The sequence below is a fragment of the Pseudomonas sp. R45(2017) genome (assembly GCF_002112305.1).
Taxonomy (GTDB): domain Bacteria; phylum Pseudomonadota; class Gammaproteobacteria; order Pseudomonadales; family Pseudomonadaceae; genus Aquipseudomonas; species Aquipseudomonas paraglycinae.
Genome location: NZ_NEHH01000007.1, coordinates 63,379 through 80,099 on the forward strand (window position 1 = coordinate 63,379; position 16,721 = coordinate 80,099).

Consider the following 16,721-nt stretch of genomic DNA (forward strand, 5'->3'; position numbering starts at 1 on the left):
AAGGCGTTAAACGGTAAACGCGTCTTGCAGCAGTTGTTCCTGCTGCTCGGCGTGCATCGATGCGTAACCACATGCTGGGGCAGCAGAAGCCTCACGGCCCGCGTACTCGAGTACGAGAGATTTGTTGAGGTTGCTGATGCTGCGACGCAGGTGGTGCTGGCTGCAGTACCAGGCGCCCTGGTTCATCGGCTCTTCCTGACACCACACGGCCGCTTTGGCGTTGGTGTAAGGAGCCAGGACTTCTTTCAAGTCGTCCTCAGGGAACGGGTACAGCTGCTCGATACGCACGATGGCGATATCTTCGCGGCCTTCGGCACGACGTTTTTCCAGCAGGTCGTAGTAAACCTTGCCGCTGCACAGAACAACGCGCTCGACCTTTTTCGGGTCCAGGGCATCGATTTCCGGGATAACGGTCTGGAACGAACCTTCGGCCAGATCTTCCAGGGTCGAGATGGCCAGTTTGTGGCGCAGCAGCGACTTTGGAGTCAGAACGACCAATGGCTTGCGCAGCGGGCGAATCACCTGACGGCGCAGCAAGTGGTAGATCTGGGCCGGAGTGGTCGGCATGCACACCTGAATGTTGTGCTCGGCGCACAGCTGCAGGTAACGCTCAAGACGTGCCGAGCTGTGCTCAGGGCCCTGACCTTCGTAGCCGTGTGGCAGCAGCATGGTCAGACCGCAGAGACGGCCCCACTTGTGCTCGCCGCTTGTGATGAACTGGTCGATAACGACCTGTGCACCGTTGGCGAAGTCGCCGAACTGGGCTTCCCAGATCACCAGCGCGTTCGGCGTGGTGGTCGAGTAACCGTATTCGAACGCCAGTACGGCTTCTTCCGACAGGAACGAGTCGTACAGGTCGAAGCGTGGCTGACCTTCATACAGATGCTTGAGCGGAATGTAGGTACCGGCATCTTTCTGGTTGTGCAGCACAGCGTGACGGTGCGAGAACGTACCGCGACCGATGTCCTGACCGGTCATGCGGATCGGGTGACCTTCAAACGCCAGGGTCGCGTACGCCATGGTTTCGGCGTAACCCCAGTTGATCGGCAGGCCGCCGGCTTGCATCTTCTGACGGTCTTCGTAGATCTTCGCGACCTGGCGCTGAACCACGAAGCCTTCCGGAATTTCCAGCAGCTTGGCGGACAGTTCCTGCAGGGTCTTGAGGTCGAAACGAGTGTCGTGACGCGCAGTCCAGGCGTGGCCCAGATACGGACGCCAGTCCACGAACAGCTCTTTGTTCGGCTCTTTGACCAGCGATTTCACTACGTGCAGACCGTTGTCCAGCGCGTTGCGGTATTCGTCGACTTTCGCCTGAACACGCTCTGCGTCCAGCACACCGGCCTGGGTCAGACGATCAGCGTACAGCTCACGGGTGGTGCGCTGCTTGGTGATCTGCTGATACATCAGAGGCTGGGTGCCGCTCGGCTCGTCGGCCTCGTTGTGGCCGCGACGGCGGTAGCAGACCAGGTCGATCACCACGTCACGCTTGAACTGCATGCGGTAGTCGATGGCCAGCTGGGTCACGAACAATACGGCTTCCGGATCATCACCATTCACATGGAGGATCGGCGCCTGGATCATTTTCGCAACGTCGGTCGCGTACTCGGTGGAACGCGAGTCCAGCGGGTTGCTGATGGTGAAACCAACCTGGTTGTTGATCACGATGTGCACGGTACCGCCGGTCTTGAAACCGCGGGTCTGCGACATCTGGAAGGTTTCCATCACCACGCCTTGACCGGCGAATGCCGCGTCACCGTGGATGGAGATCGGCAGAACCTTCTCACCGGTAGGGTCGTTGCGACGATCCTGACGGGCGCGAACCGAACCCTCGACCACCGGGGAAACGATTTCCAGGTGGGACGGGTTGAACGCCATGGCCAGGTGAACTTCACCGCCGGTGGTCATTACGTTGGACGAGAAGCCCTGGTGGTATTTAACGTCACCGGAACCCAGCTCGACCTTCTTCTTGCCTTCGAACTCGTCGAACAGCTCGCGCGGGTTCTTGCCGAAGGTGTTGACCAGTACGTTCAGACGGCCACGGTGGGCCATGCCGATGACGACTTCCTTGGTGCCGTAGGAACCGGAACGCTGGATCAGTTCGTCGAGCATCGGAATCAGGCTTTCGCCGCCTTCCAGACCGAAACGCTTGGTGCCCGGGTATTTGGTGCCCAGGTATTTTTCCAGGCCTTCACCGGCCGTCACGCGCTCGAGCAGGTGGCTCTTGATGTCCGCGGAATATTCCGGACGGCCACGCACGCTTTCCAGACGCTGCTGGAACCACTGGCGCTGCTCGGAATCGGTGATGTGCGTAAATTCAGCGCCGATGGTGCGGCAATATGTCTGCTGCAACGCTTCGTGAATTTCGCGTAGGCTCGCTTCCTCTTTGCCGATGAACAGGTCGCCGGCACGGAAGGTCGTATCAAGATCGGCATTGGTCAAGCCGTAGTGATTGATCGACAGGTCTGCAGGTGCAGGACGCTGCCACAGCCCCAGCGGGTCAAGCTGGGCTGCCTGGTGGCCACGCATACGGTAGGCCTGGATCAATCGCAGCACTTCAACTTGCTTCTTCTCGTGCTCACTGCTCACGCTGCCGGCGGAAACCGGTTGGGCGCGGCGCTGGTTCTTTGCCAGCAGCACGAAATGATCGCGAATTGTGGAGTGCGAAACATCGGTGGCAGAGCTGCCGTCGGCAGGCAGCTTCTGAAAGTAGGTGCGCCACTCTTCTGGCACAGCGTTAGGGTCGTGCAGGTAGAGCTCGTAGAGCTCTTCCACATAGGCAGCGTTTCCACCTGAAAGGTAGGCGCTGTTCCACATGCGCTGCATCACGCTTTCTTGCATGCTTGGTCACCCTCGGTTAGGGGAACACCATCGGTGCCGACACCGAGCAAGCTTGCAGAAGTCCGAATGCAGCGACCAAAACAAGCCACTTAGGATCACACTGATAGTCCGGGTACCAGCCCGGATGCCCCTGCTTGTCTCATTTCTTCAAAATAAGAGCCGCAGCTTATGGCTGCTGCTCTGGTTATAGCCATGGCGCGGGTTGAAGCCCGCGCCTAAGCCCTCTGCGGGTACAGCGGTTACAGCAGCTGAATCACACGCCGCTCGAAAGCAGCATGTTACGGATGTGACCGATGGCCTTAGTCGGGTTCAGGCCTTTCGGACATACGTTGACGCAGTTCATGATGCCCCGGCAGCGGAAGACGCTGAACGGGTCATCGAGGGACGCCAGACGCTCGGACGTCTTGGTATCACGGCTGTCTGCCAGGAAGCGGTACGCTTGCAGCAGTGCAGCTGGACCCAGGAACTTGTCCGGGTTCCACCAGAAGGACGGGCAAGAGGTCGAGCAGCAGGCGCACAGGATGCACTCGTACAGACCGTCGAGCTTTTCACGCTCTTCAGGGGACTGCAGACGCTCGATGGCCGGAGCCGGCGTGTCGTTCTGCAGGAATGGCTTAACCTTCTCGTATTGCTTGTAGAAGATGCTCATATCGACAACCAGGTCACGGATAACCGGCAAACCTGGCAGCGGACGAACGATCAGCTTGTTACCTTTGACGACAGCGGACAGCGGCGTTATGCACGCCAGGCCGTTCTTGCCGTTGATGTTCATGCCGTCGGAGCCACAGACGCCTTCACGGCAGGAGCGACGATAGGAGAAACCTTCGTCCTGCTCTTTGATCAGGGCGAGCACGTCCAGCACCATCAGGTCTTTACCACCGGTATCGACCTGGAATTCCTGCATGAACGGCGCAGCGTCCTGATCAGGGTTGTAACGATAAACACTGACTTGCAACATGGCGGTCACCCTTAATAAGTCCGGACTTTAGGTTCGAAAGTCGGAACAGTCTTCGGCGAGAAGTTCACGGCACGCTTGGCGACGCGTTTCTCACCCGGGAAGTACAGGGTGTGGCACAGCCAGTTTTCGTCGTCACGGTCTTCGAAGTCTTCACGGGCGTGAGCGCCGCGGGACTCTTTACGTACTTCGGCAGCGATGGCAGTAGCTTCAGCCACTTCCAGCAGGTTTTGCAGTTCCAGCGCTTCGATACGTGCAGTGTTGAACGCCTGCGACTTGTCGTTGATCTTCACATTGGCGATGCGCTTGCGCAGATCGGCCAGCTGGGCAATACCCTTCTGCATGTATTCGCCGGTACGGAATACACCGAAGTAGTTCTGCATGCAGCTTTGCAGCTCGCGACGCAGGGTAGCGACATCTTCGCCGTCGGTACGGTTGTTCAGGGCGTTCAGACGCGCCAGGGCAGCGTCGATGTCGGCTTCGGTAGCGTCGTCGTATTCGATGCCGTCGGTCAGCGCCTTCTCCAGGTGCAGACCGGCAGCGCGGCCGAATACCACCAGGTCGAGCAGCGAGTTGCCGCCCAGACGGTTGGCACCGTGAACCGATACGCAAGCCACTTCACCTACCGCGAACAGACCAGGAATGATCTGATCCACGCCTTCGGCGTCCTGGGTGATCGCCTGGCCGTGAATGTTGGTGGCAACGCCGCCCATCATGTAGTGGCAAGTCGGAACAACCGGAACCGGCGCAACAACCGGGTCAACGTGGGCGAAAGTCTTCGACAGTTCGCAGATGCCTGGCAGACGGCTGTGCAGCACTTCCTCGCCCAGGTGGTCGAGTTTGAGCATCACGTGGTCGCCATTCGGACCGCAACCGTTGCCGGCGATGATTTCCTTAACCATCGAACGGGCAACAACGTCACGACCGGCAAGGTCTTTGGCGTTCGGAGCATAACGCTCCATGAAACGCTCACCGTGCTTGTTGATCAGGTAACCACCTTCACCACGGCAACCTTCGGTAACCAGCACACCGGCGCCGGCGATGCCGGTCGGGTGGAACTGCCACATTTCGATGTCTTGTACCGGCACGCCAGCACGCAGAGCCATGCCGACGCCGTCACCGGTGTTGATCAGGGCGTTGGTGGTGGATGCATAGATACGACCTGCACCGCCAGTAGCCAGTACGGTGGCTTTGGCGCGGATGTAGGTGGTTTCACCGGTTTCGATGCAGATCGCGATCACACCGACGAATTCGCCTTCCTGGTTTTTCACCAGGTCGACAGCGTAGTACTCGTTCAGGAACGTGGTACCGGCTTTCAGGTTGCCCTGATAAAGGGTGTGCAGCAGCGCGTGACCGGTACGGTCGGAAGCGGCGCAGGTACGGGCAGCCTGCCCGCCTTTACCGTAATCCTTCGACTGACCGCCGAACGGACGCTGGTAGATACGGCCTTGCTCGGTACGCGAGAACGGCAGACCCATGTGGTCCAGCTCGAAAACGGCAGCCGGGCCTTCCTGACACATGTATTCGATAGCGTCCTGGTCACCGATGTAGTCGGAACCCTTGACGGTATCGTACATGTGCCAGCGCCAGTCATCGTTCGGGTCGGCCGACGCGATGGCGCATGTGATGCCGCCCTGCGCGGACACAGTGTGCGAACGGGTCGGGAAAACCTTGGTGATCACCGCAGTCTTGTGACCGCCCTGTGCCAGTTGCAGCGCTGCGCGCATGCCGGCACCGCCGCCACCAATAATGATGGCGTCGAAAGAAATCGTTGGAATGTTAGCCATGAATCAGATACCCCAGAGAATCTGCACACCCCAGACGAAGTAAGCGAACATCGCGACGCCGCATACTGCCTGGAAAAGGAAACGTACTGCAGTCGCGGACTTGCCCAGCGCCATTGGCGTCAGGTAGTCGGTCGCGATGGTCCACATGCCGACCCAGGCGTGAGCGCCCAGGGCAACCAGTGCCAGCAGACTGAAGATACGCATTCCGTTGTGGGCGAACAGGCCGTGCCATTGGTCGTAGCCAATGCCCGGGTTCGCGGCGAGGTAGCCGATCAGGAATATGAAATAAGCCGCGAGAACGACCGCAGACACACGCTGTGCCATCCAGTCATAGAGGCCCGAACGCGAAAGGTTTGTAACGCTGGTTACCATATCCAAACTCCTGCCAGAACGATCAGCACCACGGAAACGGCGATGATCAGTTTCGAGCCCAGGCGGCCGCCTTCCAGCGTCTCACCGATGCCCATGTCCATGATCAAGTGGCGCACACCGGCAACCAGGTGATACAGAAGAGCGGACAGGAGGCCCCATGCTACGAACTTGGCCAGCGGGCTGGTCAAGCATGCCTTCACCTCGACATAACCTTCCTCGGAACCCAGGGATTTGCCCAATGCATAGAGCATGATGCCAAGGCCCAGGAAGAGGATGATGCCGGAAACACGGTGAAGAAACGACGTAACGCCGGTGATGGGGAGTTTGATGGTCCTTAGGTCTAGGTTTACAGGTCGTTGGCTTTTCACGGCTTTTTTTTCACACTGAAGAGCCCCTAACAATCAGGGCAAAGTTGTTGGGGAGTGCACTGGTCAGGTAACCACCACCCAGGGATGCGACCCCCAATGAAAGCAAGCCCAAAAGCCCTTGGCGGTCGGTCGCCGAGTATAGACAGTTAGGCTACTAATGACAACGCAATCGCCTACCCCCAATAGCGGATTGCACAAGTCGTATAAAAGGCGTAAATGGCAGGCAATTTCGAGGAAAAAGTACGGTTAAAGCCTTCTGGAGCAAGACTTTAGGCAAATTGACATTCGAATTTATCTCACTATAGTGGTGCGGGCCCTGCGTGGGGGGTCTGTCTGATGATTTCAAGCATAAATAGGAGGCCACATGGCTGACAAAAAAGCGCAGTTGATCATCGAGGGCGCAGCCCCCGTCGAGCTGCCCATTTTAACCGGCACCGTTGGTCCCGATGTTATCGATGTTCGGGGCCTGACGGCCACGGGCCGCTTCACTTTCGACCCCGGTTTCATGTCGACCGCTTCCTGCGAATCGAAGATCACCTATATCGACGGCGACAACGGCATCCTGCTGCACCGCGGCTACCCGATCGAACAGCTGGCTGAAAAGTCGGACTACCTGGAAACCTGCTACCTGCTGCTGAACGGCGAACTGCCGACTGCAGAGCAAAAGGCCCAGTTCGTCGGCACCGTGAAGAACCACACCATGGTTCACGAGCAGCTGAAAACCTTTTTCAACGGCTTCCGCCGTGACGCCCACCCGATGGCCGTCATGTGTGGTGTAGTCGGCGCCCTCTCGGCCTTCTACCACGACTCCCTCGACATCAATAACCCGCAGCATCGCGAAATCTCCGCGATCCGCCTGGTTGCCAAGATGCCGACCCTGGCCGCGATGGTTTACAAGTACTCCATGGGCCAACCCATGATGTACCCGCGCAACGATCTGTCGTACGCGGAAAACTTCCTGCACATGATGTTCAACACCCCGTGCGAGATCAAACCGATCAGCCCGGTACTCGCCAAGGCCATGGACCGGATCTTCATCCTCCACGCCGACCACGAGCAGAACGCTTCGACCTCCACCGTGCGTCTGGCGGGCTCTTCGGGTGCCAACCCGTTCGCCTGTATCGCCGCCGGCATCGCCGCACTGTGGGGCCCTGCCCACGGCGGTGCGAACGAAGCCGTGCTGACCATGCTCGATGAAATCGGCGATGTTTCGAACATCGACAAGTTCATCGCCAAGGCCAAGGACAAGAACGATCCGTTCAAGCTGATGGGCTTCGGTCACCGCGTCTACAAGAACCGCGACCCTCGCGCGACTGTAATGAAGCAGACCTGCGACGAAGTGTTGAAGGAACTGGGCATCCAGAACGATCCGCAACTCGAACTGGCCATGCGTCTGGAAGAGATCGCTCTGACCGATCCGTACTTCATCGAGCGCTCGCTGTACCCGAACGTCGACTTCTACTCGGGGATCATCCTCAAGGCGATCGGCATTCCGACCAGCATGTTCACTGTGATCTTCGCCCTGGCACGTACTGTCGGCTGGATTTCGCACTGGAAGGAAATGCTCTCCAGCCCGTACAAGATTGGCCGTCCGCGTCAGCTTTACACTGGCTACGAGTCGCGGGATATCACCAAGCTGGAAGACCGCAAATAAGAGCTGTCTTGCGATAGCCTCTTAGCGTTGTACCGGGAACGGCCTCCATGAGAATGGGGGCCGTTTTTTGTTTTTGCGGTTTTTTTGCGATCTTTGGATTGGGTGTATATCCGTTGCTGCGGTAACGGCTTCTTAGGGTTCCGCCCTTACGGCGGGTCACTTTTTCCAAACGCCGAAAAAGTAACCAAAAAGGCTGAGCCCCGGCGTACGGCACTTCGCTTAGGCTCAGTGTTCCCTCGCTACGGTGTCCATCAGGGGGCATCGCCTACGGTTTGCTTCGCTGCACCTCCTCTCGATGTATGCGGCTTCGCCGCACGGCGCTGCGCGCCTCCCCCCTGATGGACACCTCCGCTCGGCCTGCCGAAGGGGCAAAAAATCAAAAGCCAGAGCAAAAGCCAGATCAAGAGCCCCCCCCTCACCCTATCCCTCCCGAAACGTCGGACCGCCCGTAGGGAGAGGGAACTGATCGAGGTGTATGGCAGAGCTACGCCGACGTGCAATACCGAGTCGAACTCAAGTTTTGAAAAGCACAAAAATCGGCCCCCTCTCCTCGGGGAGAGGGCTGGGGTGAGGGGTAAACCCACCACAAAACCAAAGCCGAACACCCGCCCCTCACCACTCAACACGATGAGCGTTAGCTCGAGTACCGCTTTTGATCGCAGGGCCCGTCGGCAGGCTGAGTGGAGGGATTGATCCGGGGGTGGGAGCGCAGCGACCGTGCGGCGCAGCCGCATGCATCGAGAGGAGGTGCAGCGAAGCAAACCGTAGGCGATGCCCCCGGATCGATCCCGGAGCGAAGGAACCCCGAGCCTTAGCGAGGGGCCGTACGTCAGGGTTAAAGACCTTTTGGTTACTTTTGGGGCGTTTGCCAAAAGTGACCCGCCGTAAGGGCGGAACCCTAAGAAGCCGTTACCGCAGCAACGGATATACACACAAACCAAAACCACCCCAAAGAAAGCCCGATAACCGCCCACAAAAAAACGCCCCAATCTCTCGACCAGGGCATTTTCCATTCAACTCAACTTACAAAGCCTCAGTGCGAAACCGCCCCACTAGCCCCCAACCCAGTCTGCGAACGCACAAACTGCGGGAAGAACGCCGCACGCTCGTTCTCAGCCGCCGCCGACTTGTCGGTAACGGAGAAGAACCAGATCCCGATAAACGCAATGATCATCGAGAACAACGCCGGATACTCGTAAGGGAAGATCGCCTTCTCATGATGCAGAATCTGCACCCAGATGGTCGGGCCAAGGATCATCAGACCCACCGCACTCACCAGACCCAACCAGCCGCCAATCATGGCGCCACGGGTGGTCAGCTTCTTCCAGTACATCGAAAGCAGCAGCACCGGGAAGTTGCAGCTCGCCGCGATGGAGAACGCCAGACCCACCATGAACGCAATGTTCTGGCTTTCGAACAGGATGCCCAGGCCGATGGCCAGAACGCCCAGTGCGATGGTGGTGATCTTCGAAACGCGGATCTCATCCTTCTCGTTGGCCTTGCCCTTCTTGATCACGCTGGCGTACAGGTCGTGAGACACCGCCGAAGCACCGGCCAGAGTCAGACCGGCCACTACTGCCAGAATGGTCGCGAACGCCACCGCCGAGATGAAGCCGAGGAACACGCTGCCGCCCACGGCGTTGGCCAGGTGCACCGCTGCCATGTTGTTGCCGCCGAGCAGAGCGCCCGCCGCATCTTTGAAGGCCGGGTTGGTGCTGACCAGCAGGATCGCGCCGAAGCCGATGATGAAGGTCAGGATGTAGAAGTAGCCAATGAAACCGGTCGCGTACAGCACGCTCTTACGGGCTTCTTTCGCGTCGCTAACGGTGAAGAAGCGCATCAGGATGTGCGGCAGGCCGGCGGTACCGAACATCAGCGCCAGACCCAGGGAGAACGCCGAGATCGGATCTTTGACCAGACCGCCCGGGCTCATGATCGCTTCGCCCTTGGCGTGAACCTTGATGGCTTCGGAGAACAGGGTGTTGAAGTCGAAGTTGACGTGCTTCATCACCATCAGCGCCATGAACGAGGCACCGGACAGCAACAGCACCGCCTTGATGATCTGCACCCAGGTGGTCGCCAGCATGCCGCCGAACAGCACGTACATGCACATCAGGATACCGACCAGAATCACCGCAACGTGGTAGTCGAGACCGAACAGCAGCTGGATCAGCTTGCCGGCACCGACCATTTGCGCGATCAGGTAGAACGCCACCACCACCAGCGAACCGCAGGCAGACAGGGTGCGAATCTGGGTTTGCCCGAGGCGGTAGGACGCCACGTCGGCAAAGGTGTATTTGCCCAGGTTACGCAGACGCTCGGCGATCAGGAACAGAATGATCGGCCAGCCCACCAGGAAGCCGATCGAGTAGATCAGGCCGTCGTAGCCGGAGGTGAACACCAGCGCGGAAATACCCAGGAAGGACGCCGCCGACATGTAGTCACCGGCAATCGCCAGACCGTTCTGGAAACCGGTGATCTTGCCGCCCGCCGCATAGTAGTCGGCCGCCGAGTTGTTGCGTTTGGACGCCCAGTAAGTGATGCACAGGGTTGCGCCAACGAACGCGACGAACATGACGATCGCGGAAACGTTGAGTGGTTGTTTGTGGACTTCGCCGGTCAGGGCGTCAGCGGCCCAGACGGCTGGAGCGAACGCTGCGATGCTCAAAAGAGCCAGTAGACGCCGGATCATTGCTGAGCCTCCTTGAGAATCGCGTTGTTCAGGTCGTCGAACTCGCCATTGGCGCGGCGCACGTAAATGCCGGTCAGGATAAAGGCCGAGATAATCAGTCCGACACCGATCGGGATGCCCCAGGTGATGGACGATTCAGGACTGATTTTCGTGCCGAGCACTTGCGGCCCGTACGCGATCAGAAGGATGAAGCCGGAGTAGAGCCCGAGCATGATCGCCGAGAGTATCCAGGCGAACCTTTCTCTTTTCTTGACCAGCTCCTTGAAGCGCGGGCTGTTCTGAATCGAGAGGTAAATGCTGTCGTTCATTGTTTTTATCCTCGCAGCACAGATTTTTATTTTTGGAACATATCCACTGTATGCGGCTGCGAGCCGGGTTCCAGACGACCTTAGTAGTAGAACGCCATGACGTTTTTGCCAATTTCCAGACAAGCCGAAAACGGCCAACGCTGCTTATTAATAGTGGGCAAACAAAAAAGGCCGCCCGACTGTCATGTCGGGCGGCCCCGGGAAGCGCAGATTAGACGCTTCGGCTTAAATCACTTGGTCCAGTCGGCAACACGTTCCGGGTGTTTGGCAATCCAATCCTTGGCCGCTGCGTCAGGTTTTGCACCGTCCTGAATCGCCAGCATGACTTCGCCGATTTCGTCTTTCGAAGCCCACTGGAAGTTCTTCAGGAACTTGGCCACTTCCGGCGCCTTGGTCGCCAGTTCCTTGCTGCCGATGCTGTTCACGGTTTCAGCCGCGCCGTACACGCCTTTCGGGTCGTCGAGGAAGCGCAGTTTCCACTTGGCGAACATCCAGTGCGGCACCCAGCCGGTGACGGCGATGGATTCGTTTTTCTTCTCGGCACGGGTCAGCTCGGCAATCATGCCGGCGCCGGAACTGGCCTTGAGTTGATAGCCGGTCAGGTCGTAATCCTTGATCGCCTGATCGGTCTTGAGCATCACGCCTGAACCGGCGTCGATGCCAACGATGCGCTTTTTGAAGGAGTCGTCGGTTTTCAGGTCTTCGATGGTCTTGGCCTTGACGTACTCCGGCACGATCAGACCGATTTTCGCGTCCTTGAAGTTCGGACCGTAATCGACGACCTGATCCTTGTTCTTGGTCCAGTATTCGCCGTGGGTCACCGGCAGCCAGGCCGAGAGCATGGCGTCGAGTTTGCCGGTGGCAACGCCCTGCCACATGATGCCGGTAGCGACGGCTTGCAGTTTCACGTCGTAGCCGAGTTTCTGCTTGATCACTTCGGCCGCCACGTGGGTGGTCGCGACGCTGTCGGACCAGCCGTCAACGTAACCGATGTTCAGGGTCTGTTTTTCAGCGCTGGCGAAAGTGGAGCTCATCGCAAGCACCAAAGCGGCACCTGCGCCTAAAAGTCGTCGCATCTTCATCGTTACTTCCCCGAAATGCTGCGCCCGACGAATGCCGGGCATCGTCAACGTATTGTTATGGTGCACAGCGCCCCCATCACGCCTGACCGCAAACTCGTTAGATCATCAGCGGAGTACTGATGAGTCCGATCATCAACCTGACGCCCGTTAAGACCTGCTCTGCCAGCGACCTCGAAGCAACGAGAAACGACATCAGAAAGCCATTAACTGCGTCAGGATATTTGGCGCCAGACAATCCGCCCGAACTTTGCATGTCAAAATCGTGCGGGCCACCAACCTGCTTATAAATGCAGGTAACATGCGTCGCTTTGCAGCCACTCGGCCTGACCATGTCCGCGACTTCCCGCTTCCCCTTTCTTCCTTATGTGTTCGCCTGCCTGCTCGGGCTGTTTGCCCTGTGCGGTTTCTGGTACGGCCTCGGCAAACCGGTGATCCTGCCGGACGTCGCCACCCCGAGCCACAAGCTGCAATGCGCCTCCTACACCCCGTTCGACAAGGACCAGTCGCCGTTCGACGTGCCGTTCAAGCTGCGCCCGGAGCGCATGGACGCCGACCTCGCCCTGCTCGCCACCCGTTTCGAATGCATCCGCACCTACTCAATGACGGGCCTCGAAGCGCTGCCGGATCTGGCGCGCAAGCACGGTTTGAAGTTGATGATCGGCGCGTGGGTCAACAGCAATCCGGTGGACACCGAGAAGGAAGTCGATCTGCTGATTGCCTCGGCCAACGCCAACCCGGACGTGGTCAGCGCCGTAATCGTCGGCAACGAGGCCTTGCTGCGCAAAGAGGTCACCGCGACCCAGTTGGTGAAGCTGATCAACAAGGTCAAGAGCCACATCAAGCAGCCGGTGACCTACGCCGATGTCTGGGAATTCTGGCTCAAGCACCCGGAAGTCGCGCCGGCGGTGGATTTCCTGACCATTCACTTGCTGCCGTACTGGGAAGACGATCCATCGAACATCGACGCGGCCCTGCATCATGTGGCCGAAGTGCGTCAGGTGTTCGGCAACAAGTTCGCCCCAAAAGACGTGATGATTGGCGAAACCGGCTGGCCGAGCGAAGGCCGCCAGCGTGAGACCGCGCTGCCGAGCCGGGTCAACGAGGCCAAGTTCATTCGTGGTTTTGTCACCCTCGCCGAACAGGAAGGCTGGCGTTACAACCTGATCGAAGCGTTCGACCAGCCGTGGAAGCGCGGCAGCGAAGGCGCGGTCGGCGGTTACTGGGGGCTGTTCGATGCGAATCGCCAGGACAAGGGCGTGTTGGCCGGTCCAGTGTCGAACGTACCCTACTGGTCGCAGTGGCTGGCGGTCGGTGGACTGATTTTCCTCGGAACACTGCTGCTGGGTGGTCGGGTTCGTACGACGCGTTCGGCGCTGATCCTGCCGCTGCTCGGCGCCCTCGCCGCCTGCTCGATTGGTGCCTGGGGTGATCTGGCCCGGGTGACCACGCGATTTGCCAGCGAATGGCTGTGGGTCGGGTTGCTGACGGCTCTGAATCTGTTGGTGCTGGCCCATGCCGCGCTGACCTTGAGCGCCCGCAGTGGCTGGCGTGAACAGGCGTTCAACGCTTTCGAGCGACGGGCCGGCTGGCTGGTGGCGGCAGCCGGTTTCGCCGCTGCCGTGATGATGCTGGAGCTGGTGTTCGATCCGCGCTATCGCAGCTTTCCGAGCGTGGCGTTCATTCTGCCGGCGCTGGTTTACCTGTGCCGCCCGGTGCCCGTGGCCCGTCGGGAGATCGCCCTGCTGACATTCATAATCGGCCCCGGCATTGCGCCGCAGTTGTTCCGTGAAGGACTGCAGAATCAGCAGGCGTGGGGCTGGGCGCTGGTCAGCGTGTTGATGGTGGCTGCACTTTGGCGCTGCCTGCGGGCTCGCAAGGGCTGACCTTCAGCATCTGAAAGCATTGCATCGCGGGCGAGCCCGCGATGCATGACTACTTGGCGTCGCGCGATTCCCGCACCAGTCGCAACCCGGCAATCACCACCGCAAACACCGCCAGCGTCGTGTTGTACAGCGCCAGCGCCGGCAACCCGAACACCAGCGCCAGCACCGCCAGCCACCACCCTGCCCATCCCGGCACGACAAAACCGATCACCGCAGCCGCGACCGCCGCCCAGCCCAGCATCTGGAAATGAATCATCAGGCCCAGGTTCGAGCGCACCGAGCATTCCCAGCGGCTCGCCTCATCCACGCAGATGCCCACCCACTGCGCATCTTCCATGAAGCCATAACGCGCGCCATAACTGGCGGCCAGCCACAACGGCAACAGAACGAGCAGCAGAATCACGGGCAAGCGGCGGGACATGGAACACTCCAATCGATGAAATCGGCGGCCAGCTTAATCTGCCGCCGCGCATACGCAAGGACTAACAACTCTTAACTGGTCATTCCTTCCTTGCAAAGTGTATCGTCCGGCTACTATTACTCCGAATTCCGTCAGTTTGGTGCCGTGGCATGGCACTTTGGCGCAAACCCGGTGGTCATAGCCTGCGAACCTCATTCGGCACCTTCCTCTAAGGGATCTAGTCATGCTCCGTTCCTTGCGCTTCGCCGCCCTGTTTGGCGGCCTTATTCTGAGTGCGTCCGCGCTGGCGGTGGATATCGACGCCGCCAGCTATGGCTATCCCCTGACCAATCCGTTCGAGGCGACCATCGCCACCACGCCGCCGGACTTGCGCCCTGAACTGCCACTGGATGACGACATCGATCAGGCCGATCGCAGCGTCACCCTGCGCCCCGAGCGCGAATTCATCCTGCCGGACAATTTCTGGCCGGTGAAAAAACTCACCTACCGCATCGCCACCCAGGACAAGGCCGCGCCGCTGATCTTCCTGATCGCCGGCACCGGCGCGCGCTACGACAGCACGCTCAACGAATACCTGAAGAAGCTTTATTACAAGGCTGGCTACCACGTGGTGCAGCTGTCATCGCCGACCAGCTTCGACTTCATGAGCGCCGCCTCGCGTTTCGCCACCCCCGGCGTGACCAAGGAAGACGCCGAAGACATGTACCGGGTGATGCAGGCCGTGCGGGCGCAGAACCCGAAACTGCCGGTCACCGACTATTACCTCAGCGGCTACAGCCTCGGCGCGCTGGACGCGGCGTTCGTTGCCCACCTGGATGAAACCCGCCGCAGCTTCAACTTCAAGAAAGTCCTGCTGCTGAATCCGCCGGTCAACCTCTACACCTCGATCACCAACCTCGACAAGCTGGTGCAGACCGAGGTCAAGGGCATCAACAACAGCACCACCTTCTATGAACTGGTGCTGAGCAAACTGACCCGTTACTTCCAGCAGAAGGGTTACATCGACCTCAACGATGCGCTGCTCTACGACTTCCAGCAGTCCAAGCAGCACCTGAGCAACGAGCAGATGGCGATGCTGATCGGCACTTCGTTCCGCTTCTCGGCGGCGGATATCGCGTTCACTTCGGACCTGATCAACCGTCGCGGCCTGATCACCCCGCCGAAATTCCCGATCACCGAAGGCACCAGCCTCACGCCGTTCCTCAAGCGTGCGCTGCAATGCGACTTCGACTGCTACCTCACCGAACAGGTAATCCCGATGTGGCGCGCCCGCACCGACGGCGGCAGCCTGCTGCAACTGATCGATCAGGTGAGCCTGTACGCATTGAAGGATTACCTGCACGACAGCCCGAAAATCGCCGTCATGCACAACGCCGACGACGTGATCCTCGGCCCGGGCGACCTCGGTTTCCTGCGCCGCACCTTCGGCGATCGCCTGACCGTTTACCCGCTGGGCGGCCATTGCGGCAACCTTAACTACCGCGTCAACAGCGACGCCATGCTGGAGTTCTTCCGTGGCTAAATATCTCCTGCTGATTGCAGCGCTCCTCAGTGCAGGTATGGCCCAGGCCGACAACAGCAAAGCCAATGCACCGGTGGTCATCGACAGCGACGGCTTCAAGGAGCCGCTGTCCAAACTCAAGTTCAACCCGGGGCTGGATCAGCGCGAGTTCGAGCGCTCGACCCTCAACGCGCTGAACGTCTACGACCCGCTGGAAGAGTGGAACCGCCGCGTCTACCACTTCAACTACCGCTTTGACCAATGGGTGTTCCTGCCGGTGGTCGATGGCTATCGCTACATCACTCCGAGCTTCGTGCGCACCGGCGTGAGCAACTTCTTCAACAACATTGGCGACGTGCCGAACCTGGTCAACAGCCTGTTGCAGTTCAAGGGCAAGCGCTCGATGGAAACCACCGCGCGCCTGCTGCTCAACACCACCATCGGCATCGCCGGGCTCTGGGATCCGGCCACCGCCATGGGCCTGCCGCGTCAGAACGAAGACTTCGGCCAGACCCTGGGCTTCTACGGCGTACCGGGCGGCGCCTACTTCGTGCTGCCGATCCTCGGCCCGTCGAATCTGCGGGATACTGCAGGTCTGGCCGTGGACTACACCGCCGAGTCCGCGATCAACTTCCTCAACGTCTCGGAAGTCAGCTCCAACCATCCGGAAGTGTGGGTACTGCGTGGCATCGACAAGCGTTACCAGACCAGCTTCCGCTACGGTCAGCTGAACTCACCGTTCGAGTACGAGAAGGTGCGCTACGTCTACACCGAGTCGCGCAAGTTGCAGATCGCCGAGTAAAAACGCCGGCCACAAAAAAGGCCATTCGATGCGAGTCGAATGGCCTTTTTGTTTGCCT

At 59.3% G+C, this 16,721-nt stretch carries 13 protein-coding genes; 4 read left to right on the forward strand and 9 right to left on the reverse strand.

Going from position 1 to position 16,721, the window contains the following annotated elements; translation table 11 throughout:
- Positions 1-6: 6 nt before the first annotated feature.
- The 5 genes from CAF74_RS17080 to sdhC all read right to left on the reverse strand — a co-directional run bounded on the left by CAF74_RS17080 (position 7) and on the right by sdhC (position 6,320).
- Complete coding sequence (locus CAF74_RS17080; protein ID WP_011333115.1) at positions 7-2,838, reverse strand: 2-oxoglutarate dehydrogenase E1 component; 2,832 nt, start codon at positions 2,836-2,838, stop codon at positions 7-9.
- A gap of 253 nt (positions 2,839-3,091) precedes the next feature.
- Positions 3,092-3,796 carry a succinate dehydrogenase iron-sulfur subunit gene (locus CAF74_RS17085; protein WP_007959035.1) on the reverse strand — a complete coding sequence of 235 codons (705 nt, stop codon included), beginning with the start codon at positions 3,794-3,796 and terminating at the stop codon, positions 3,092-3,094.
- 11 nt (positions 3,797-3,807) lie between these two features.
- Positions 3,808-5,580: a succinate dehydrogenase flavoprotein subunit gene (sdhA, locus tag CAF74_RS17090; RefSeq protein WP_085747080.1), complete on the reverse strand. Its 1,773-nt coding sequence runs from the start codon at positions 5,578-5,580 to the stop codon at positions 3,808-3,810.
- Positions 5,581-5,583: 3 nt separating this feature from the next.
- The gene (sdhD, locus tag CAF74_RS17095; protein WP_007977503.1) at positions 5,584-5,952 is read right to left on the reverse strand and encodes a succinate dehydrogenase, hydrophobic membrane anchor protein; all 369 of its coding nucleotides are present in this window, start codon (positions 5,950-5,952) and stop codon (positions 5,584-5,586) included.
- Complete coding sequence (gene sdhC, locus CAF74_RS17100) at positions 5,946-6,320, reverse strand: succinate dehydrogenase, cytochrome b556 subunit (RefSeq protein ID WP_011333113.1); 375 nt, start codon at positions 6,318-6,320, stop codon at positions 5,946-5,948. The genes sdhD and sdhC overlap by 7 nt, the downstream gene beginning before the upstream one ends.
- Before the next feature lie 364 nt (positions 6,321-6,684).
- Here sdhC and gltA point away from each other — a divergent pair, with 364 nt between their 5' ends.
- A complete protein-coding gene (gltA, locus tag CAF74_RS17105; protein ID WP_007959044.1) occupies positions 6,685-7,974 on the forward strand; it encodes a citrate synthase in 1,290 nt (429 codons plus the stop codon).
- Positions 7,975-9,007: 1,033 nt separating this feature from the next.
- On the opposite strand, the gene CAF74_RS17110 is transcribed toward gltA, so the two are convergent.
- The 3 genes from CAF74_RS17110 to CAF74_RS17120 form a co-directional block, all read right to left on the reverse strand.
- Positions 9,008-10,666, reverse strand: coding sequence for a cation acetate symporter (locus CAF74_RS17110; protein ID WP_064594474.1), 1,659 nt, complete (start codon positions 10,664-10,666; stop codon positions 9,008-9,010).
- On the reverse strand, positions 10,663-10,974 hold the full coding sequence (locus CAF74_RS17115; protein ID WP_007959307.1) for a DUF485 domain-containing protein: 312 nt from the start codon (positions 10,972-10,974) through the stop codon (positions 10,663-10,665). Before CAF74_RS17115 ends, CAF74_RS17110 begins: the two co-directional genes overlap by 4 nt.
- A 230-nt stretch (positions 10,975-11,204) precedes the next feature.
- Complete coding sequence (locus CAF74_RS17120) at positions 11,205-12,056, reverse strand: glycine betaine ABC transporter substrate-binding protein (RefSeq protein WP_085747081.1); 852 nt, start codon at positions 12,054-12,056, stop codon at positions 11,205-11,207.
- A gap of 287 nt (positions 12,057-12,343) precedes the next feature.
- Here CAF74_RS17120 and CAF74_RS17130 point away from each other — a divergent pair, with 287 nt between their 5' ends.
- A complete protein-coding gene (locus tag CAF74_RS17130) occupies positions 12,344-13,939 on the forward strand; it encodes a beta (1-6) glucans synthase (RefSeq protein WP_085747082.1) in 1,596 nt (531 codons plus the stop codon).
- A 49-nt stretch (positions 13,940-13,988) separates the two neighbouring features.
- Here CAF74_RS17130 and CAF74_RS17135 read toward each other — a convergent pair whose 3' ends face one another.
- Positions 13,989-14,360 carry a hypothetical protein gene (locus CAF74_RS17135; protein WP_085747083.1) on the reverse strand — a complete coding sequence of 124 codons (372 nt, stop codon included), beginning with the start codon at positions 14,358-14,360 and terminating at the stop codon, positions 13,989-13,991.
- 223 nt (positions 14,361-14,583) lie between these two features.
- Here CAF74_RS17135 and CAF74_RS17140 point away from each other — a divergent pair, with 223 nt between their 5' ends.
- Positions 14,584-15,882, forward strand: a complete 1,299-nt coding sequence (locus tag CAF74_RS17140; protein WP_085747084.1) for a serine/threonine protein kinase — start codon at positions 14,584-14,586, stop codon at positions 15,880-15,882.
- Positions 15,875-16,663 carry a VacJ family lipoprotein gene (locus tag CAF74_RS17145; RefSeq protein WP_085747085.1) on the forward strand — a complete coding sequence of 263 codons (789 nt, stop codon included), beginning with the start codon at positions 15,875-15,877 and terminating at the stop codon, positions 16,661-16,663. The genes CAF74_RS17140 and CAF74_RS17145 overlap by 8 nt, the downstream gene beginning before the upstream one ends.
- The last annotated feature ends 58 nt before the right edge of the window (positions 16,664-16,721 follow it).